Origin of the sequence: Flavobacterium sp. SOK18b (assembly GCF_014156605.1) — a bacterium.
GTDB classification, from domain to species: Bacteria; Bacteroidota; Bacteroidia; order Flavobacteriales; family Flavobacteriaceae; genus Flavobacterium; species Flavobacterium tiangeerense.
Genome location: NZ_QKNZ01000011.1, coordinates 1 through 20826 on the forward strand (window position 1 = coordinate 1; position 20826 = coordinate 20826).

The following is a 20826-nucleotide window of genomic DNA, read 5'->3' on the forward strand; positions in this document are numbered from 1 at the left end:
GCTCGGATGGTGAAATTGGTAGACACGCTGGACTTAAAATCCAGTGAACAGCAATGTTCGTGCGGGTTCAAGTCCCGCTCTGAGTACTTTAAAAACTCCAACACAGTCGTGTTGGAGTTTTTTTTGTTTATAGAATTGGGTATTAATTGATATCTTTTCCTTTTATATCCTTCTTTCTTTATTTTATTCGTATTTTAGCTAAGCTATTTAAAAAACAAATTATTATGAAAAAATATATCATTGGGAGTTTTCTGTTTGCTTGTATTGGTTTACAAAGCTGTCAAAACAAAACATCTGAGAAGAAGCTTAAGAATGACGCAGCTAAACAAGAAAAACCTATTGCTGTTACCTGTTACAAGTCTATTTATGATAAAGATTCTATAACTTTACAACTGAACTCATTAAAAGATGGGAAGATTAGTGGGGATATGGTAATGAGTTTTAACAATGCTGCAGTAAAAAAAGGTACTGTATCTGGTAATACGAGTGGTGATACTATTTTTGTAAGTTATACTTTTATTGAAGGAGATAATACAAAAGTTACTTTTAAAAATCCAATGGCTTTTTTAAAACGTGGTGATTCGTTAGTGCTAGGTAATGGTAAAATGCAAACGACCATGGGTGCTACTTATTTTGTAAAAGGAGAGCCTATAGATTTTGATCGAGTTAAATTTAAATTTTCAGTTGTAGATTGTAAGTAATTTTTAATAGATTTCACGTTGATTGATTTCTAATAGATGAGAGTCGATTGAAATCATTATTTCTTCATTTTTAATTTCCCTTTTTGTGAAGCTAGTACACTTTACAAGTTAATTTTTTATTCGTTTTTTTAAGGGAATTGACATTTGAACTATTATGTGCCTATTTTTTTATGATTTTGTCCCAATAATTTTTTTCCTACTTTAATTCTTTGCCTACAATGAATTTGAAAGAATCAACCAATGCCACGTGGTTGTTTGAAATAACACCAAAAAATAAATTTTTCTCACTGCATCTCAAAGAAGTGTGGTTGTATCGTGATCTTTTGTTTCTCTTTGTAAAAAGAGATATTGTGACGGTTTATAAGCAAACTATTTTAGGGCCTTTATGGTATTTCATTCAGCCCTTGTTAACTAGTCTAACTTTTACTATTGTTTTTAATAATTTAGCAGGAATAAGTACTGGATCTGTTCCTCCATTTTTGTTTAATCTTGCTAGTATAACTGTTTGGAATTATTTTACTGCTTGTTTGAATGGTACTTCTAATACTTTTGCCTCAAATGCTGGAATTTTTGGTAAAGTTTATTTTCCTCGGATCATAGCTCCTTTAACTGTCGTCCTATCTAATTTGATCAAATTTTTTATCCAACTTTTTATTTTTCTTTGCTTTTTTATTTATTACTACAGTCAAGATGCTTTAGTATCTTTCAATTCATGTACCTATTTTTTTCCTCTTGTCGTTATTCTCTTGGGAATTTTAGGTTTGGGTTTTGGAATGATAATTTCGGCACTTGTTACAAAGTACAGAGACTTAACGTATTTAATTGGTTTTGGAATACAATTGTTGATGTATATTTCTGCCGTATTTTTTCCGCTGGATTTAATTGCTGTTAAAATGCCAAAATATGCTTGGCTTGTACAATATAATCCTTTGGCATATTGCATTGAAGCAACACGTTATATGCTTCTCAGCACAGGTGCTTTTCCTTTTTGGGGAATAATGTATACGTTATTCTTTTCTATCGCAGTTTTATTTATTGGATTGTTATTGTTTAATCATACAGAGAAAAAGTTTATTGATACCGTATAAAGTGAATAGTGAGCAGTGAATAGTGAGCAGTTTACAGTATACAGCTAGCAGTAAATATATAGGGAGATAGATGAATCCGATAATATGAATTAAATAGAAAACAGTTAATAGTGGGCGATGACGGGTGAACTGTAAAAAGGAGTAGTAAATAGTGATCATTCATCATTTGCAATTCACCACATAAGATTTATCTCTGGTAAGAAAAATGAAAGACATAATATTAAAAGCAGAAAATATTTCAAAGCAATACCGTTTGGGTACTGTTGGAACGGGTTCATTGGTTCATGATTTGAATCGTTGGTGGCACCAAATTCGTGGTAAGGAAGATCCTTATTTGAAAATTGGGGATACCAATGACCGTTCGACTAAAGCTGAAAGTGATTATGTTTGGGCGCTACAAGATATTAATTTTGAAATTGAGCGTGGTGAAGTAATTGGTATTATTGGTAAAAATGGCGCTGGAAAATCGACCTTATTGAAAATTTTATCACGTGTAACGGCACCAACAACCGGCAGTATTAAGTTTGGCGGACGTGTAGCTTCTTTGCTCGAAGTAGGGACGGGTTTTAATGGTGAAATGACCGGACGCGAAAACATCTATTTGAATGGTGCTATTTTAGGTATGACTAAAAAAGAAATTACCTCCAAGTTAGATGAAATAATTGAATTTTCAGGTTGCCAGCGTTATATTGATACTCCTGTAAAACGTTACAGTAGTGGGATGTACGTGCGTTTGGCCTTTGCGGTAGCTGCGTTTTTAGAGCCTGAAATCTTAATTATTGACGAAGTTTTGGCCGTAGGTGATGCCGAATTCCAAAAAAAAGCCATTGGCAAAATGCAAGATATTTCTAAATCTGGCGGTAGAACTGTGCTGTTTGTCAGTCATAATATGGAAGCAGTGAAGCAATTGTGCAGCAGGGGGATTGTTTTGGAGCATGGAGGAGTTGCTTTTGATGGAGAAATTTCAGAAGCAATTAGTTTATATTTATCAAAAGAGAATTTTGAACAAGTACTTGTAAATAACACTTTATTTGTGGGTGAAAATTGTGAAATTTCCAACACCCATATGCAGGCAGAAAATAATTTGGTTACTAATGGTGATGAAATTTTGATAAAAACGCAGTTTAAATCAATTGTAGATCAAAATTATTCTGTTATCCTTAGTGTTTTTCGGGAGTCAATTTTAGTATTTGCCGCAACGAGCTTTTATCATGAAAACCCAATATCTGGAATAGGTACTTTTGAAATTGAGTTTGCTATTCCCAAGTACTTATTAAATCCAGGTTTTCATCATTGCAATATTTCCATTGTAGATGGGACTGGGAATTTTAAACAATATTTATTAGTAGAAGAAATTCTTTCCTGCAATATAATTGATGACGGTTTTAGAAGAGGAAATAAGTATATGAAGGGATGGGATGGAGCAGTTTCTCCTATATTAAGAATAAAATGTACAAAATGTATATGTTAAATAGACTCAAAAAAGTAGCACATAAAGTTGTCAATAGTTTTGGTTTTACATTTTTAAAAACATCAGTTTTTGAAAATAAATACCGGTTGAATAGTGATTTTGTCCCTTTGGAACAGCTCTTTTATAAAAATCTTCATGCTGATTTTTTCTTTGTCCAAATTGGAGCCAATGACGGAGTTAGTTATGACCCTATCTTTAACTTAGTTACTAGGGAAAAAGTTAAAGGGATAGTTATTGAACCAATAAAAGATATTTTTTATCTTTTGGAAAAAAATTATCGAGATTATCCTCAAGTAAAGCCTTTAAATGTTGCTATTCATAAAAATCAAAAAAGAAAGACATTATATCGAGTTGATCCTAACAAGAAAAATTATCCTGAGTGGACAAAAGGCACTCCGTCATTTAACAAATCACATCATAAATTAAGTTTTATTGCTGAAAATGACATTATCGAAGAAATTGTTGAATGTATCTCGTTTAATGAACTAATTAAGGATTTTAATATAAAAGCGATTGACTTATTGCAGATAGATACGGAGGGATACGATGCGGAAGTTATTAAAATGATTGATTTTGAAATCGTCAAGCCTACGATTATTTCTTTTGAACATGGTATGCAACAAGGTATAATGAGTAAAAGTCAGTTTCAAGAATGTCAAGAATTATTGCTAAAAAACAATTATAATATTGTAGTCTTAGAAAATGATGCCATAGCATATTTAAATCGATTATGACAAAGAAAGTTTTAATTATACCGTCTTGGTATCCTAGTAACGACAACTTTTTAGTTGGATCATTTTTTCAAGAACAAGCATTTTTAATGCATCACAGTGGATTTGATATAAAAGTTTTGAATGGAAAAATTATTAAAGTTAAGCGTGTTAATTTTGTTTTGCAAACCATTAAGAATTTATTTGTTCCGAAGAAAATTAATCTAAACAAAAAATTCTTACTTCAAAATCCAGAGGCATTTTCCTTCCCAATTGTACAATCAATTCGCGGTACAGAGGAAGAAAATATGAACATCATTTGTAAAGCTTATTTGCTTGCATTTCTAGAATTGAAAGAACAAGGCTGGTTACCAGAATTAATTCATGCACAGTGCTCAGCCGATGCAGGTATTATTGCTAATTATTTAAGTAAAAAACTAGAAATACCCTATGTTTTAATTGAGCATCAAGTTTTTCTTTTAGGTCAATATTCTAAATTTAAACAAGAGCTTATTAAAAATTCTTTTATAAATGCAACCAGAGTTGGAGCAGTTAGTAATCATCAAGTAAGGTGTATACTAATGCATGGAATAAATTGTAAAATTGATATTGTACCGAATTTTGTGGATGAGAATAAATTTAAAATTGAACTTCAAAATAAGAGTGAAAAATTTAGAATCATCACAATCACATACCCAGACTTAATAAAAGATATTGAAACTTTCTTCAAAAGTGTAGCCTCTTTTTCAGAGATGTGTCCTGAGATTTTTGAGGTTGTAATTATCGGGAATAATTCCTTTAATAATTTAGCGGATGCTAATACAGCTATTTTTAATAATTTAGCAAAAAAATTTAATATTGAATCTAAATGCATTTTAATTCCATATGTTTCACGAGATGATATAAATAGCTATTTAACTACTGCAGATGTATTTGTTTCAACGAGTATAGCAGAAACGTTTGGAGTTGCCGTGAGAGAAGCCATGCTATGTGGTTTGCCTGTTATCGCAACCAAAAGTGGAGGTGTTGAGGACAGTATCAATGAAATTACTGGAATCAAAGTTAATATTGGAGATTATACAGCTATTGCAAATTCGTTACTCAAAATAAAAAATAAAGAGTTCAAGTATAATCCCCAGCAAATCAGGAATTTTGTAATTTCCCAATGCGGGAGTGAATATTTTTTGAATAAAATGAATTCATTTTATAACTAGTTCTATGATTAACGTAACCAAAACTTTCTTACCTCCAATTGCTGAATATACAGTTTTTGTGCAACGTGCATGGGACAATCAATGGTTGACCAATCGTGGGGAGTTAGTCTTGGAACTAGAACAAAAATTAAAAGAATATTTAGAAGTTCCCTATGTTACTGCAATGACTAACGGAACTATCCCTTTACAGATTGCTTTAAAGATGATGGGCAAAGGTGGCGAAGTCATTACGACTCCGTTTTCATATGTAGCTACGACTGCATCTATTGTTTGGGAAAATTGTAAACCCGTATTTGTAGACATTAACCCAGATTATTTGACTATTGATGAAACTCAAATTGAAGGTGTAATTACAGATAAAACAACCGCTATTTTAGCTACTCATGTTTTTGGAAATCCATGTGCTACGGACGTTATTGAGGCTATAGCCAAAAAGTACAATTTAGCAGTTATTTATGACGGAGCACATTCCTTTGGGGTACGCTATAAAAACCGATCTATTTTTGAATATGGAGATTTGAGTACCTGTAGTTTTCATGCAACAAAGTTGTTTCATTCAGGCGAAGGAGGTGCTTTATTTACTACAAATTCAATAGTACAGCAGCAGTTGTTCTACCATCATAACTTTGGTCATGATGGTCCTTTGGCTTTTCACGGCTTGGGGATCAATGGAAAAATGTCTGAGTTGCAGGCTGCAATGGGATTAGCAGTTTTTCCGTATTTAGAAACCATTATTTCGGATCGAAAGAGAGTAGTCGAATTTTACGATCAAAATTTGGATTTATCTCAAATTCAAACGTTAAAAATACGAGCAAATACAGAGTGGAATTATAGTTACTATCCTGTAATTTTTAAAAATGAGGCTCAGTTGTTAGCCATTCAAAAAAAATTAAACGAGCATCAAATTTTTCCAAGAAGGTATTTTTATCCTTCGCTCAATACTTTGCCTTATGTACAACGCATTGCTATGCCTGTATCAGAAAGTATTTCATCAAGAATCATGTGTTTGCCTTTATATGTTGATTTAACAAATGAGGACTTAAATTTAATTGTGTCACTAATTCATGAAAGTATATGTTGATAGTAGGAGCTAAGGGATTTGCCAAAGAAGTTTTGGAAGTGATGCATGAAAATAATCAATTGCAAAATTTAGTTTTTTACGATGATGTTAATTTGGATGCACCTGACTTACTTTTTGACACCTTTCGAGTTTTAAAGAATCCTCAAGAAGCCAGTTACTATTTTAAAACAGTAGACAATCGGTTTACTATTGGTATTGGGAATCCCGTACTTCGAAAAAAAATGTTTGATACATGCAATGCTTTAGGAGGAGAGTTAACTACAATTGTGAGTCCTCGAGCTACTGTAGGGAGTTATGATCTAGTTATAGGCACTGGAAGTGTGGTATTACCTCAAGCAATTTTGTCAAATTCGGTCTCAATTGGCATAGGATGTATAGTCTATTTCGGTGCCATGATCACACACGATTGTGTGATTGGGGATTATGTCGAAATATCTCCAAATGCTATCTTACTTGGACGTAGCAGTGTAGGATCTTATTCTCGAATAGGAGCAAATGCAACGGTATTGCCAGATATAAAAATTGGTCAAAATGTAACTGTAGGAGCAGGAGCGATTGTTACAAAAGATTTGCCCGATGATTGTGTAGTAGTGGGAAACCCAGCAAGAATAAGCAAACAATTAACACCACTACAATTCAATAAATGATGCAAAAACCCATGGTTAGTGTATGCATGATCACGTATGGTCACGAAATGTTTATTCGTCAAGCGATAGAAGGCGTGTTGATGCAGCAGTGTGCATTTGAAGTTGAATTTATAATCAGTAATGATTGTTCACCAGATGGAACTGATGACGTAATTAAAAATACAATCAATGCGCATCCTAATGGGAGTTGGGTTAACTACATCAAGCATAAAAAAAACTTGGGAATGATGCCGAATTTCCTAGATACGTTGCAAAATGCACGAGGAAAATATGTTGCTTTGTGTGAAGGGGATGATTACTGGACCGATCCTCTAAAATTGCAAAAGCAAGTCGATTTTTTAGAATTGAATCCCAATTACAGCATTCATAGTGGTAAGGCAGAAATTATTAAAGATGGAGTAATCGAAGAATTAATTGGAGATCCATTGGCAAAACAGGATTATATACTTTCTGATTTTTTTACACAAAATAATTTGATTTCTTGTACCGTTTTGTTCAGAAACACTTCGCTTTTACAAAAGTATTTTAAAAAGATAGTATTTGGAGATTGGATGCTTTATGTGCAAGTAATATCACAAAATACAAATACTATGGCTTATGTGTCTTCGGATATTTATGCTAATTATAGGCTTCATCAAGGTGGGATCATGCAAACACTAGTTACACTAGAAGATCATTTTGTGACACAACTTAAGCAGATACAAGCAATTCAAAAATGCATTAAAGTTCACTACACGACAGATGATGTTGACAAAATTGACACTTACTGCTTGCATTTATTTAAATATTATTTCCGGAGAGAAGAATATACAAAAGCTATACGTTACGGTTTCAAAAATTTGATTTTGATAAAAAAGCTAAGGCGTATTCGGGTTTATTTGAGTTTTATAAAACGGCATTTTAAAAGGAATCACGATGCAAAATAGTTTAATTTCAATTATCGTACCATGCTACAATCAGGCGCAATATCTGGATAAAGCGTTACAATCAGTACTCGACCAAACCTATAGCAACTGGGAGTGTATTATTGTAAATGATGGTAGCTCAGATGACACTGACATTTTAGGTAAGAAATGGGTAGGCAAAGACTCTCGGTTTAAATATATTTATCAAGAAAATGGAGGTTTGAGTAGTGCTAGAAATACAGGTTTGGATGTTTCTCGTGGTGGTTTCATACAATTTTTGGATGCTGATGATTTTTTAAATGATCAAAAACTAGAAAAGTCCATATTCGCTTTTCAAACGCACGATGCAACTCTTGTCCTTACTGATTTTAAAATGTTTGATTTAGATGTTTCTAAAACTAGTCCCCCTTTCTGTGTGTTGAAGTCGGACTATTTCAATTACAACAATATGCTTTTAAATTGGGATCATTTATTTTCAATACCAATTCATTGTGGACTATTTCAATCTGTTTTTTTTCAGGATTTTAGATTTCCCTTGGACTTAGCCGCCAAAGAAGATTGGATTATGTGGCTTTCATTATTTAAATCAAATCCCAAAACTATTTTTATTCAGGAAGCTTTAGTTCTGTATCGATTACATGAAATGAGTATGACTCAAAATCAAGACTTGATGAATGAAAATTTAGTTAATGCATTAGCTTATCTTAAAGAGGTATTGAGTAACGAAGATTATAAAGCTTTATTGGGTCATAAAATCAATCGGTTGCAAGCAAAAACAATAGCATTAGAAAAAGAAGTAGCTTTTCAAAAAAATAATTTTAGAACTATAAAGGATTCAAATACCTACAAGTTGGGTTATACATTGCGATATTTATTACAAAAAACTAAAACCTTGGGAATAGCCATAAAGATGTTAAAACTGAAGCAAAAATAGCACTATTTACTTTTTATTGAAGGAACAGCAATACATTGTTAATTTAAGAGAATTGAAATGAAAATAAAACTACCCTTTGGCTATTTTATTCGGGTTACCCGAAAATTTAAATCAAAGAAAGTTATTTTATCGGTGGGTTATGATTGCCATCCTGATTATGCACTTCAAAAAACTACTTTGCGAAGCAGAGTTTTCCTTTTGACTGGATGTTGACGGATCCTATTAAAGCTATAGATTTTGCTTTCTCCAATATTCAAGAGGAATTTCAATATTTTATGCGTGATTTAGTGGTGGACCAAGCGAGAAATGTTTTTGAAAAAAAATACTCTGAATCAGTATTTTCCATTATAAAGATTTGATAAAAAATGCTGCGTTACGGGAAAAATAAATATAAGATATAGTATTGCCATGCGCAACAGCTAATGAAAACCGGTTTCTTATTTATTGTTCCTTGTTTGCATGTGATTTCAGAAAAAGCAGTTCAAATGTATTTTCAATCCCTGCAGCATTTTCAACTATTTTGAAACCAACTCACAATTTGTTAGTCAATGGATGATTTGAAAATTTAGAAAAAGAAAATCAGCAATTTTGTAGCCAATTACTATAGAAAACAAAAGTTCATCTCAGGTACACACCACCACTTTTGTATTAGAATCAGCGGTGTACTGCTTTTGGGAAACGAACAGAAATACCGTACTTTGCAAACTAATTTAAAAGTAGATTATTATCAAGTAGCGTCTAAGATCAAGCTTGAAAAAAATAAAAAATAGATTTTACTCATACCTTCTCCTTTATGCTGGCCATTGTCATACCATACTACAAACTCACTTTTTTTGAAGCTACTTTGCAATCATTAGCGTTGCAAACAAATCAATGTTTTAAAGTCTATGTGGGTGACGATGCTAGTCCCGAAGATCCTAGCATATTAATAGATCAGTACAAGTCTCAATTGAACATGATGTATCATCGTTTTGATGAAAATTATGGAGGTGTAGCACTTTCTAAACAGTGGGAACGATGTATAGCATTAACCCATGAAGAGCCATGGATTATGATTCTTGGAGATGATGATTACTTGACTCCTAATGTGGTTCAGGATTTTTTTGAGCATCTAGGAATAATCTCAAAGGAAAAAATTAAAGTAGTACGTTTTGCTACAAAAGTGGTCAACGCAAAAGGAGAGTCTAACAATATGATTTATACACATCCAGTTATTGAATTATCAACAAACGCATATTATAGACACTATAATTGTGAAACTAGAAGTTCACTTTCTGAATATATTTTTAGTAGAGAAAGTTTTGATGAGTTCAAATTTAAAAATTTTCCATTAGCTTGGCATGCTGATGATTTAGCTTGGTTAGAATTTTCAAATTGCGGATCCATTTATACAGTAAATCATTCTACTGTTATTATAAGGCTCTCTCATCTAAATATTTCAGGAAGGACCGATAATCAATTTTTAAAACAAAAAGCAAGATTTCTTTTTTTTAAAACTATAGTTTTAAATTCTAAATTTAAGTTCTTAAAGAAACATAAAATCCAATTCCTTTTTGAATTTGGAATTCTTATTAAAGAACAAAACGCAGTAACATTAAAAAATGTTTTTCAAGTTTTTTTTCAATTTTTACAGATTGGGGAATTTTACAATGGAATGCGTTTTCTACGAAGGATGATACGTGCCAAACAAAATAAATAAAAAATGATAAACCCTTCAATATCGATAATCATTCCAGTTTATAATGCTGCTTTATACGTTGAAAAAGCTATCTTTTCGGCATTGCAACAACCTGAAGTTTTGGAAGTATTAGTTGTTAATGATGGCAGTACTGATGGCTCAGATGAAATTTTACAAAGCATAGCGTCTACTACAACTCGTGTTACTCTTCTGTTTCACCCTCAAAGAATTAACAAAGGTCGGTCAGCGAGCCGTAATCTGGGTTTACAACATGCAATAGGAACATACATCGCTTTTTTGGATGCCGACGATTATTACCTCGAAAACCGGTTTACAAACGATATGAAACTGTTTGCACAAAATGCTGCTTGTGATGGAGTTTATAATGCAATTGGTACAGATTTTTATAGAGATCCTGTCACTGATTTAGAAAAGAAAAATGAGTTATTTACTGTAAGGCAACGTATTGCCCCTGATGCTCTCTTTGATGCTTTAATCAGTGGGAAACATGGCCATTTTTCTATTGATGGATTAACTGTAAAGAAAAAGGTTTTCGGAGTAGCAGGTCTATTTAATGAGGAATTACAGGTTGCCGAAGATACTGAATTATTGTGGAAAATAGCTATAAAATCTCGTTTGGAATCTGGAATTTTAGATTCGCCTGTCGCTATGCGAGGAGTTCATGATGACAATGTATGTGATAATATTGATTTGTATAAAATTTATACTATGAAAATGTATGAATCGTTGCTGAAGTGGTGTTCCAACAATAAAGTAATTTACAAGATACAAGACGATTTGTTAAAAAGAATATGGATCGTAAAACAGAAAGAAAATAACGCATTATGTGTGGATATTAAATATTGGTTTGTACTTTTTGTTCCTAATTCTAATTTGTTTTTTTCAATGTTGAGTGTTAAATATTTTCCTTTTATTAGATATAGACAAAAATTATTCTCATTTTTATATAGATAAATCGAGTTGGGTCTCATTTGTACCTAAAAAAAACAATAAATTGCTGTAATAATGCTAAATACACCCATACTATTTTTGATTTTCAACAGACCTGAAATTACACAAAGAGTTTTTTTAGAAATAAAAAAACAAAAACCTAGATATTTATTTGTGGCTGCTGATGGTCCTCGGCAAGGTAATGAGCAAGATCTTGAAAATTGTAAAAGAACTAGAGATCTTGTAATTAAATCTATAGATTGGGATTGCGAAATAAATACACTATTTCGAGAGGAGAATTTAGGCTGTGGTTTGGCAGTTAGTTCAGCTATTGATTGGTTTTTTCAGCATGTAGATAAGGGAATAATTTTAGAAGATGATTGTTTACCACATGAAAGTTTTTTTGGATATTGTGAAACATTGCTAGAAAAATATGAATATTGTGAAAATATAAGCGTAGTAAGTGGTAATAATTTTCAAAATGGAATAAAAAGAGGAAATGCATCTTACTACTTCTCAATTTATTCTCATAATTGGGGATGGGCTACATGGAGAAGAGCTTGGGTCAATTATGATTTTAAATTAACACAGTTAGAAGATTTTATATCTAATAACAGAATTAGAAATATTGATAACCGATTAGTTTTTAAGAATTATTGGCTATGTAAATTTCAAGATGCAAAAAATGGAGATTTTGTCCATATATGGGACTATCAATGGTTGTTTACTTTGTGGAATTTAGAAAGGCTAACTATTTTACCTAATGTTAATTTAATTTCAAATATTGGTTTTGGTGATAACGCAACACACACTTTACAAAAAGAAAGTACTTTTGCGAATATGACCACAAATGATATTGGCTGTATAAAGCACCCAAAAAAAATTGAATTACATAAAAAAGCGGATAGATACACGTCTATTAATATGTTTCATATTGTTCATAAATATTCTTGGAAAAATATAAGAAAAAAACTTCTATTAAAGTCAAAAAAGCTTTTATCGAAGTTCTAATGATAACTGTCCTATCAGTTGGCAATTGAAGGTTAGTAAAACAATTTTTTACAAACTTTAGGAAGCAAGATAAAATAATTAAAGATTTTTCATAATGGCGAATGTTTTATTAGGGTATCTTTTATTCAAATAGAGTTATTTTTTTATATTATAAGTCCTGTTAAATAAAATTGTATCAAAAAAATTGATTATGAGTAAAATAAAAATCGATTGCGTTCAATCAACACTTGATCTAAAATCAAAAGCATTTTTGAAAGATAAGATCTTAGTTGATGAACTAGTACTTGGTTATCAAAAACAATTTAATATTAATGTTGAAAAATATTTTAACGGAATTAAAGAGGTTAAAGTATATGAATGCGAAAGTACAAAATATCGATTTTTTTACCCATTTGGGATTGATGGAGATGGCATGTTTTATGAATCGTTACAGAAATTTGATTGGTATTATATGCCATGGAAGTGGGAGCATGAAATGACAATGAATTTGTTGAAGGGTAATGAAAAAGTGCTAGAAGTTGGTTGTGGGGGGTTAGGTTTTATGCAACATTTATCAAAAGCTGGTTTTGACGTTTATGGTTTGGAGTTAAATTTAGAGAGTGTGGAGAAAGCAAAAAAAAATAATTTAAATGTTCTTCCAGAGACTGTAGAAATGCACTCTATAAATAATTATGAAAAATATGATTTAGTCTGCTCATTCCAAGTATTAGAGCATATTTCAAATGTCAACGCTTTTATTACGGCTCAAATTGATTGCCTTAAAAAAGGAGGTAAATTAGTAGTTTCGGTACCTAACAATGATTCATTTATTAAGTATAGTAAAGGTGGTCTACTTAATTTTCCACCACATCATATGGGGTTATGGAACAAAAAGTCGTTGACAAATCTTGTAAATATATTTAATTTGCAGGTTGATAAAGTAACTTATGAACCGTTACAAGATTATCATTTTGATTGGTATATTTCATCAGTTTTTAACAATTTCATCAGTAAGAATAAGATATTCAAAATAATTTTTAATAGATATACATTTAAAAAAATTTTTAAATTTTTTGTAAGTAAAACTAGGTATAAAATTCATGGTCATACTGTTAACGTTATTTTTACAAAAATTTAAATGAAAGTTTTAATTGTAAATACATTTGATAAAGGAGGAGCGGCTATAGCTAGCAAGCGATTACATCTTGGCTTGATTTCTAATGGAGTGCAATCTCAGGTTCTTCTTCGTCATAAAACGAATAATTGGTATAAATCTGCTTCTTTTACTCAGGTAAATCTGCCTTTTTATAACTTGTTGCGAAGAATTGTCAAGCGAACTTTGAAGGAATTAAAATTGTATCGAAATAAAAATCAGGAATTCTTGAGGGAAAGAAACAAAGATTTAGAAATGTTTAGTTTTCCTCATTCGGATTGTGATATAACTAAAAACAGTCTTTATGAAGAATCAGATGTAATTAATTTACATTGGGTTGCTGATTTTTTAGATTATCAAACTTTTTTTAAAAAAAATAAAAAGCCTGTTGTATGGACACTTCATGATATGAACCCCTTTACAGGTGGTGAACATTATTGTGAAACTTTTTTAGGACTAGATGAAGAAGGTTTTCCAGTTAAACGTAGTGTATCTGATAAGGAAATTAGATTAGCAAATAAGAATTTAGCTGTCAAAAAACTTGCAATCTCAAAAATTTCAAATTTAACAGTTGTTGCGCCCTCAAAATGGATAGAGGAAGAAGCTAAAAAAAGTGAAATTTTCAAAAATGTAAAAATCCATTATATTCCTAACAGTTTAGATAGTGAGATTTTTAGCCCTAAAAATAAAAATTATTCAAAAGATTTACTAAATCTTCCTCAAGATAAGAAAGTTGTTTTGTTTGCCGCAGAATCCATTTCAAATAATAGAAAAGGTTTTCTTTACTTAAAACGAGCCTTTGAAAGAATTGAAGATTCTAATATAGTTTTGTGTGCGATTGGTTCCAAAAAAAATAGTCTTGAATCAATTAAAAATGTTGTAGAATTAGGTCCTATAAATGATGAAATTTTGATGGCTGTTGCATATTCAGCTGCAGACGTTTTTGTTATACCGTCATTAATGGACAATTTACCTAACACCGTTCTAGAATCATTATTCTGTGGAACTCCCGTTATAGGGTTTCCTGTTGGCGGTATACGTGATATGATTCAAGATGGAGAAAATGGATTTTTAGCAGAGGAAATAAGTGTTGATTCATTGGTATTAACTTTAAATAAATTTTTGACCAACGTAAATTGTTTCGATAGAGAAAGGATTAGACAAAATGCTCTGAATAAATACGCTACAGCGATACAATCAGAAAGATATATTGATTTATTTAGATCAATTTTAAAATCTACCAACAGTTAATAACTATTAAATGTTAAAAATCTCCATTATAACCGTAAACTATAATAATCTGGAAGGATTGCAAAAAACGATTGAAAGCTTGGGCAGTCAAACGTGGCAGGAGTTCGAGCATATTGTGATTGATGGGGGCTCTACCGATGGGAGTGTAGCGTTTTTAGAAAGTAAATCGCATCAATTTTCATACTGGATTAGCGAGCCAGACCTAGGTGTGTACCACGCCATGAACAAAGGCATTGCCAAAGCAGAGGGTACCTATCTACTTTTTTTAAATAGTGGTGATCATTTGTATTCCAACACGGTGCTAGAACAGCAGCAACATCAAATTACAGACCAAGCCATTATTTATTTTAATTTACAAGTAGTAGAAGGGAACTCGACCTTTATTAAAGACTATCCAGAGGTTTTGTCCTTTTCATATTTTGTTACTGATACCTTGCCGCATCCCGCGACTTTTATAGCCAAAAGTGTTTTGGAACAAACCAAAGGTTACAAAGAAGATTTTAAAATTCTATCCGATTGGAAATTTTTTATAGATAGTATTTGCAAATTACAGGTATCTTATAAAAAAGTAGACAGCACTTTATCTACGTTTTATATTGGTGGTATGAGTTCGGATCCAGCCAATCGAGGCATAAAGCAACATGAAAAACAGCAGGTTTTACAACAAGAATACGCCTTGTTTGTGCAAGATAGTACTGAGGCAGTGTACTATAAAAATATAGTAGCTACCTTTAAAAAATCAAGAATTATAAAATTGTTGGTTCAATTAAGATTTTTAAATCGATTTTAAAAATGAGTGAACTAGTATCTATCATCGTGCCCTGCTTCAAGCAAGCTTATTTTTTAAAGGATTCTTTGCAATCGGTTTTAGACCAAAGCTATGTCAATTGGGAGTGTATTATTGTTAATGATGGTAGTCCTGATAATACAGCAATTGTTGCACAAGAATGGTGTGCTAAAGACACCCGGTTTAAGTATGTATATCAAGACAACGCAGGTTTGTCTAGTGCTCGTAATACTGGAATAAAACATAGCAAGGGAGAATTTATTTTACCGCTAGATGCTGATGATGTATTGCATCCAGACTATTTAAACAAAACAGTTCCCGTTTTGAGGGATCACCCAGCATTAGGAATAGTAAGTTGTTATAGTGCTTTTTTCTCGGGTACTACAAATAACATTGTTAATCAATTGAAACCAATAGGAGATAATGTAACTTCGTTACTGTTTGTCAATCAATTAGTAGCCACTTCTTTGTTCAGAAAAATATGCTGGGAACAAGTAGGTGGATATGATGAAACAATGAAAAGAGGATTTGAAGATTGGGACTTTTGGCTAAATTGTACCAAACAAGGATGGACGTACAAAATAATTCCTGAATTTTTATTTTATTACCGAAAGACTAAGAAGTCAATGCTGACTAATACAATTCAACATCATGCAGAAGAGGTGAAACAATTTTTATTTATCAAGCATAAAGAGTTGTACATCCGTAATTTTGAGAATTGTATGGAAGTGCTATTCTTTGAATTAAAAGTTCAACGTACAGGTCATGATACCTATAAAAACAGTCAAGAATATAAAATTGGGAAATTAATTTTACAACCTTACCGTTGGTTAACAAAATTGATCTTAAAATCAAAAAAGACATGAACATATCAGTAGTCATTAGAAATAAAAATCAAGCTCCTGCTTTGTCTTTTTTGTTAAAAAACTTAACAAAACGTTATGCTACAGATATTAATGAGATTATTGTTGTAGATAACCTCTCGACTGATGATAGTGAAAAAGTGGCGGCGCATTTTGGAGCTCGATTTGTAACAATTACCAATTTTAGTTTTGGCGGTAGCGCCAATGTATGTGCTTCTGAAGCTAAAAATGATATTGTTGTTATTTTTAGTGCTCATTCCTACCCTGTAAGTCCTGATTTTTTTAAGGTTATTCAAAATCAATTTGACCAAAATCCTAATTTAGCAGGAGTAAGATGTTTGCATCAACCCAATGATTATAGAAATTATATCAACGCCATCCCTGCCTCTGTTGATCCAAATAAGTCAGGATTAATTTTTGCAGGTTCAGCTTTTAGCAAAGCGGTCTGGGAACAACATCCTTTTAGAGAAGATGTAGCTACTTTTGAGGATAAAGAATGGACCAAACGGGTTTTGAAAGCAGGCTATGACATTGAGTTTGCTCCTGTTGTTTTTGCCTATGAAATCAAACGAACACCCAAACAGTTATTTTTTAGATTCCGAAATGATGTGGTTGGGAATTATCAATTGTGGGGAGAGGATGTTACATTTAAATCGATTTTTAAAAGTTTCTTAGGGAGTTTGTGGTCCAGTGCCACATCTTTTTTCCTAAGTATAAAGTACACTTTTTTGAAGTTGTTTTTTTTATTGCGTTTCTGGAGTAATAAACCTAAAAAAATGGAGTGAATTGAAAGCAAACGTAAATAATTTTAATTTTCTACGATTTCTTTTTGCCTTATTTGTAGTCATAACGCACTCCTATGCTTTATCAGGAACGCCAGAATCAGCAGAATGGATGTGGCAAATTACTGCGGGACAACTGTCTTTTTCTCAAATAGGTTTAAGTGGATTCTTTGTTATTAGTGGGTATTTTATTTTTATAAGTTTACAGCGGGCGAGTAGTTTAAAAACGTATTTTAAGAACAGAATTCTACGTATTTTTCCCGGTTTGCTTGGCGTATTATGTGTTACACTGCTCTTGATTCCGTTCCTTCATGTTAAAGGCTTTACGATATTTACACAATGGGATTATTACACCTATGTTCCTAGAAACATGACGTTGTACGGATTTCAATCTACAGTTAAAGGTGTTTTTGATACTAATTCTTACCATGCCATCAATGGTTCACTTTGGACCATACAATATGAGTTTAGTTTGTATGTATTGATTGCACTATTATTTTATTTTCGAGCGTATCAAAAATTGATTTCAGTTCTACTTGCGGTTGTGATGGTGCTGCTCTATGTTGTTTATACTTTTTTTTTAGAACGGGTGGCAGGAATGCAATTGTTATACCTGCAAGGATATCACTTTTTTAATTTAGGAACTTTTTTTGTCATGGGGAGTTTACTGGCTTCTATTCAATTTGAAAAAAAGGTTTCTGTTGTGATACTGTTTATTAGTGTTGTAATACTACTTTTAGCCATTTACTTTGAAGTTTATAGCACTGTAAAACATATCGTTTTTCCGGTTGTAGTTTTATCGTTGGGATTTATTCCTCTTCGTTTTTTTAGTACATTTGGGAAATACGGAGACTGGTCTTATGGTATTTATATTTATAGCTTCCCGGTGCAGCAGGTCTTTGTGCATCTCTTTAAACCCAAAGTATATTCTTTAATGGCGTTTTCCCTTTTAATTTCAATTATTTTGGGATTTATTTCTTGGCATTGTATAGAGAAAAAGGCATTAGAACAAAAAAATAAATATTAAAAAATTCGCAATAGAAAATGTAAAATGAATTTAAAAAAATTAAGGCAAATATACCGCATACTTATTCCTTTAAAGCAGACTGAAGAGCAGCGATTTGAGAGTTTATTAAGATCCAATAATCTCATTACCCATTTTGAAAAAAAGGGATATTTCTATGTGCTAAAAGTCGCTAACTCATTTACACTATTGCTTAGGGGGCAAGAGCATAGCGATTACGAAGTCTTTAAGCAAATATTTAATTTTAAGGAATACAATGTTGTCTTGAATCTCATAGATTTTAATTTAAATGTTCAAAAAGAAAAGATAATAATCGATGCAGGAGCTAATGTGGGATATACATCTGTTTTTTTCTCTCAATATTTAAGGAACGTTAAAATTTACGGTATTGAGCCATCAAAGTCTAATTTTGATATGTATCAAAAAAATGTCAGCCTTTTGTCTAACAGTGATGATGTTACTATTTATAACCGAGCACTAAGTGAAAAGGCAAATAGTAAATATATCATTGAGAGGGAATATGGTGACAAAAAGGATTGGGCTATTACTACGAAAGAAGATGAAGGCGGTGAAATAAAAGGTATTACTATTAATGAAATTATAAGCGAAAATAATTTGGAATATATTTCGCTATTAAAAATTGATATCGAAGGGGCAGAACGGTTTATATTTAAAAGAGGACAAGATGTATCGTTTTTAAAGATAACACAAGTAGTTGCTATAGAAATTCATGATGAGTTTAATATCCGAGATGAAATTCACACGGTATTGCAAAATAATGGATTCTTTATTTTTGAGGTCAGTGAAACAACAATTGGGTTAAATAAAAATATTTTTTCGAATGACAGAGTTGGATAATAAGTTAAGTATCATTATTCCTTGTTATAATGCAGCAGTTACTTTAAAGGAAACGTTGCAATCTGTCTTTGCCCAGGATTTTCAAAATTGGGAAGCAATAATTGTGAATGATGGATCTACAGATTATACTGAAGATATTGCTTTGCAATGGGTTAAAAACGATAGTAGATTTCATTATTTTTCAAAACCCAACGAGGGTTTGGGTAAAACTAGAAATTATGGAATTACAAGAGCGCAAGGCAAATACATATTGCCTTTAGATGCAGACAACCTAGTGATGCCAGATTTTGCAAAAAATGCAGTTGGAATTCTAGAAGCACAAAACGTAATTGATGTGGTTCACGGAAATGCTTTGTTTATTGGTGAAAAAACAGGTGTTTGGAACATTGGTACCTATAATATTGAGAAAATGCTTTTGGACAATTACATTGATGCTTGTGCTATATTTAGAAAATCAACATGGGAGCAAGTAGGCGGTTATGAAGAAAATTTACCTTATGATGGACTCGAAGATTGGGATTTATGGTTGGCTTTTGGAACTATTCAGGCAAAGTTCTATTTTATAGATTCAATTACATTTCAATACCGTGTTTCAAAAAATTCAATGATTAAAAAGTTTACACCTGAAATGAAATTGGCTTCCAGATCCTATATCGCCAAGAAATACAGCGACTTATATCAGTTTCAGTATTGTAAATTTGTAAGAGAGCATGATAATTTAGCCAGTAAATTAACTAATAAAAGATTTGTGCTAAATGCTTTTTGCAAAACATTTTTTGGTTTTTCTATTTTAAAATCAACCAAGTAATGACAGCTTATACCGTCAGTATTTTTATGCTCACCTACAATCAAGAAGCTTTTATAGGCCAGACTATTGAAAGTGTGTTGATGCAGAAAACAAATTTCACCTATCAGCTAGTTCTTGGAGAGGATTATAGCACTGATAAGACTCGTGAAATTTGTGAGCATTATGCCAAAAAATTTCCTGACACTATTAAACTTTTACCAAGTTTAGGTTACAATCAAGGATTAATTGCTAATTATATGCGAACTGTTGCAGCCTGCAATGGTACCTATATTGCCATTTGTGATGGTGACGATTATTGGACTGATGCTTTCAAATTGCAAAAACAAGTTGATTTTCTTGAAGCAAATCCAGATTTTTCGATTGTTGCTACAAATTATGAGTTGCTGCATCCTAATGGCGATGTAGAGCAAGTTAAAAAACTACGCAATAAAATGGAGTTTACATTTGAGGATCTAGTGTATGATAATTTAATTACTTCAGCTACAGTGCTCTTTCGGAATTATTTAGAATTTGATCCATTACCTCAGTGGATCTTGCAATTTCCATACGGCGATTGGCCTACTTATTTATGGATTTTAAGAAACGGAGGTAAACTGTACTTTCTACAAGATTATACTGCCATGTACAGGCTTGGTATTGGAGTTTCGTCACCCATCATTGCCACAAGTAGTTCACTTCTTGAGGTGAACATAGGAATTTTAGAATGTATGGTACAGGATCACTCTTTTGCACCACATCAAAACTCAATTGTAAAAAGTTTGAGGCGCCTAAAAGTGAATCGCATGACGAGTTACAACATGGAGGGTAAATTTAGAAAAGGATTCATATGCTTCCTGAAAAATATTTTGCAGTTAAAATCGAATTGGCACGTGGTAAAAATGTATTTTTATTCCTTAAACAAACGTTGGAGTAAGCAATACTAAGATGCTC

The 20826-nt window shown here is 32.0% G+C and carries 21 protein-coding genes and 1 tRNA gene; all 22 read left to right on the plus strand.

The window, feature by feature from the left end; genetic code table 11:
- The 22 genes from DNC80_RS02240 to DNC80_RS02345 all read left to right on the plus strand — a co-directional run bounded on the left by DNC80_RS02240 (nt 1) and on the right by DNC80_RS02345 (nt 20819).
- Nucleotides 1-86 (plus strand) — tRNA-Leu (locus DNC80_RS02240).
- 138 nt (nt 87-224) lie between these two features.
- Nucleotides 225-701 (plus strand): hypothetical protein, encoded by a 477-nt coding sequence (locus DNC80_RS02245; protein ID WP_182648840.1) that lies wholly within the window; start codon nt 225-227, stop codon nt 699-701.
- A gap of 218 nt (nt 702-919) precedes the next feature.
- Entirely contained in the window at nt 920-1789 is an 870-nt protein-coding gene (locus DNC80_RS02250) for an ABC transporter permease (protein ID WP_182648842.1), read from the plus strand.
- Between the two features lie 205 nt (nt 1790-1994).
- Entirely contained in the window at nt 1995-3260 is a 1266-nt protein-coding gene (locus DNC80_RS02255; RefSeq protein ID WP_182648844.1) for an ABC transporter ATP-binding protein, read from the plus strand.
- Nucleotides 3254-3994: an FkbM family methyltransferase gene (locus DNC80_RS02260; protein WP_182648846.1), complete on the plus strand. Its 741-nt coding sequence runs from the start codon at nt 3254-3256 to the stop codon at nt 3992-3994. The genes DNC80_RS02255 and DNC80_RS02260 overlap by 7 nt, the downstream gene beginning before the upstream one ends.
- On the plus strand, nt 3991-5184 hold the full coding sequence (locus DNC80_RS02265; RefSeq protein ID WP_182648848.1) for a glycosyltransferase family 4 protein: 1194 nt from the start codon (nt 3991-3993) through the stop codon (nt 5182-5184). Before DNC80_RS02260 ends, DNC80_RS02265 begins: the two co-directional genes overlap by 4 nt.
- 4 nt (nt 5185-5188) lie before the next feature.
- Nucleotides 5189-6265, plus strand: coding sequence for a DegT/DnrJ/EryC1/StrS aminotransferase family protein (locus tag DNC80_RS02270; RefSeq protein ID WP_182648850.1), 1077 nt, complete (start codon nt 5189-5191; stop codon nt 6263-6265).
- On the plus strand, nt 6259-6912 hold the full coding sequence (locus tag DNC80_RS02275; RefSeq protein WP_182648852.1) for an acetyltransferase: 654 nt from the start codon (nt 6259-6261) through the stop codon (nt 6910-6912). The genes DNC80_RS02270 and DNC80_RS02275 overlap by 7 nt, the downstream gene beginning before the upstream one ends.
- Nucleotides 6909-7838 (plus strand): glycosyltransferase, encoded by a 930-nt coding sequence (locus DNC80_RS02280; RefSeq protein ID WP_182648854.1) that lies wholly within the window; start codon nt 6909-6911, stop codon nt 7836-7838. The genes DNC80_RS02275 and DNC80_RS02280 overlap by 4 nt, the downstream gene beginning before the upstream one ends.
- Nucleotides 7828-8751: a glycosyltransferase family 2 protein gene (locus tag DNC80_RS02285; RefSeq protein WP_182648856.1), complete on the plus strand. Its 924-nt coding sequence runs from the start codon at nt 7828-7830 to the stop codon at nt 8749-8751. Before DNC80_RS02280 ends, DNC80_RS02285 begins: the two co-directional genes overlap by 11 nt.
- Before the next feature lie 793 nt (nt 8752-9544).
- The gene (locus DNC80_RS02290) at nt 9545-10450 is read left to right on the plus strand and encodes a glycosyltransferase family A protein (protein ID WP_182648858.1); all 906 of its coding nucleotides are present in this window, start codon (nt 9545-9547) and stop codon (nt 10448-10450) included.
- A 3-nt stretch (nt 10451-10453) separates the two neighbouring features.
- Entirely contained in the window at nt 10454-11404 is a 951-nt protein-coding gene (locus DNC80_RS02295; RefSeq protein ID WP_182648860.1) for a glycosyltransferase family 2 protein, read from the plus strand.
- Between the two features lie 75 nt (nt 11405-11479).
- A complete protein-coding gene (locus DNC80_RS02300; RefSeq protein ID WP_255493148.1) occupies nt 11480-12391 on the plus strand; it encodes a nucleotide-diphospho-sugar transferase in 912 nt (303 codons plus the stop codon).
- 190 nt (nt 12392-12581) lie between these two features.
- Nucleotides 12582-13508, plus strand: coding sequence for a bifunctional 2-polyprenyl-6-hydroxyphenol methylase/3-demethylubiquinol 3-O-methyltransferase UbiG (locus tag DNC80_RS02305; protein WP_182648864.1), 927 nt, complete (start codon nt 12582-12584; stop codon nt 13506-13508).
- On the plus strand, nt 13509-14774 hold the full coding sequence (locus DNC80_RS02310) for a glycosyltransferase (RefSeq protein WP_182648866.1): 1266 nt from the start codon (nt 13509-13511) through the stop codon (nt 14772-14774).
- 10 nt (nt 14775-14784) lie between these two features.
- The gene (locus DNC80_RS02315) at nt 14785-15564 is read left to right on the plus strand and encodes a glycosyltransferase family 2 protein (RefSeq protein WP_182648868.1); all 780 of its coding nucleotides are present in this window, start codon (nt 14785-14787) and stop codon (nt 15562-15564) included.
- A 2-nt stretch (nt 15565-15566) separates the two neighbouring features.
- Nucleotides 15567-16427 carry a glycosyltransferase family A protein gene (locus DNC80_RS02320; RefSeq protein ID WP_182648870.1) on the plus strand — a complete coding sequence of 287 codons (861 nt, stop codon included), beginning with the start codon at nt 15567-15569 and terminating at the stop codon, nt 16425-16427.
- Nucleotides 16424-17209, plus strand: a complete 786-nt coding sequence (locus DNC80_RS02325) for a glycosyltransferase family 2 protein (protein ID WP_182648872.1) — start codon at nt 16424-16426, stop codon at nt 17207-17209. Before DNC80_RS02320 ends, DNC80_RS02325 begins: the two co-directional genes overlap by 4 nt.
- Before the next feature lies 1 nt (nt 17210).
- Nucleotides 17211-18233, plus strand: coding sequence for an acyltransferase (locus tag DNC80_RS02330; protein ID WP_182648874.1), 1023 nt, complete (start codon nt 17211-17213; stop codon nt 18231-18233).
- Nucleotides 18234-18257: 24 nt separating this feature from the next.
- Nucleotides 18258-19088 (plus strand): FkbM family methyltransferase, encoded by an 831-nt coding sequence (locus DNC80_RS02335; RefSeq protein WP_182648876.1) that lies wholly within the window; start codon nt 18258-18260, stop codon nt 19086-19088.
- On the plus strand, nt 19072-19896 hold the full coding sequence (locus tag DNC80_RS02340) for a glycosyltransferase (protein WP_182648878.1): 825 nt from the start codon (nt 19072-19074) through the stop codon (nt 19894-19896). Before DNC80_RS02335 ends, DNC80_RS02340 begins: the two co-directional genes overlap by 17 nt.
- Nucleotides 19896-20819: a glycosyltransferase gene (locus DNC80_RS02345; RefSeq protein WP_182648880.1), complete on the plus strand. Its 924-nt coding sequence runs from the start codon at nt 19896-19898 to the stop codon at nt 20817-20819. Before DNC80_RS02340 ends, DNC80_RS02345 begins: the two co-directional genes overlap by 1 nt.
- The last annotated feature ends 7 nt before the right edge of the window (nt 20820-20826 follow it).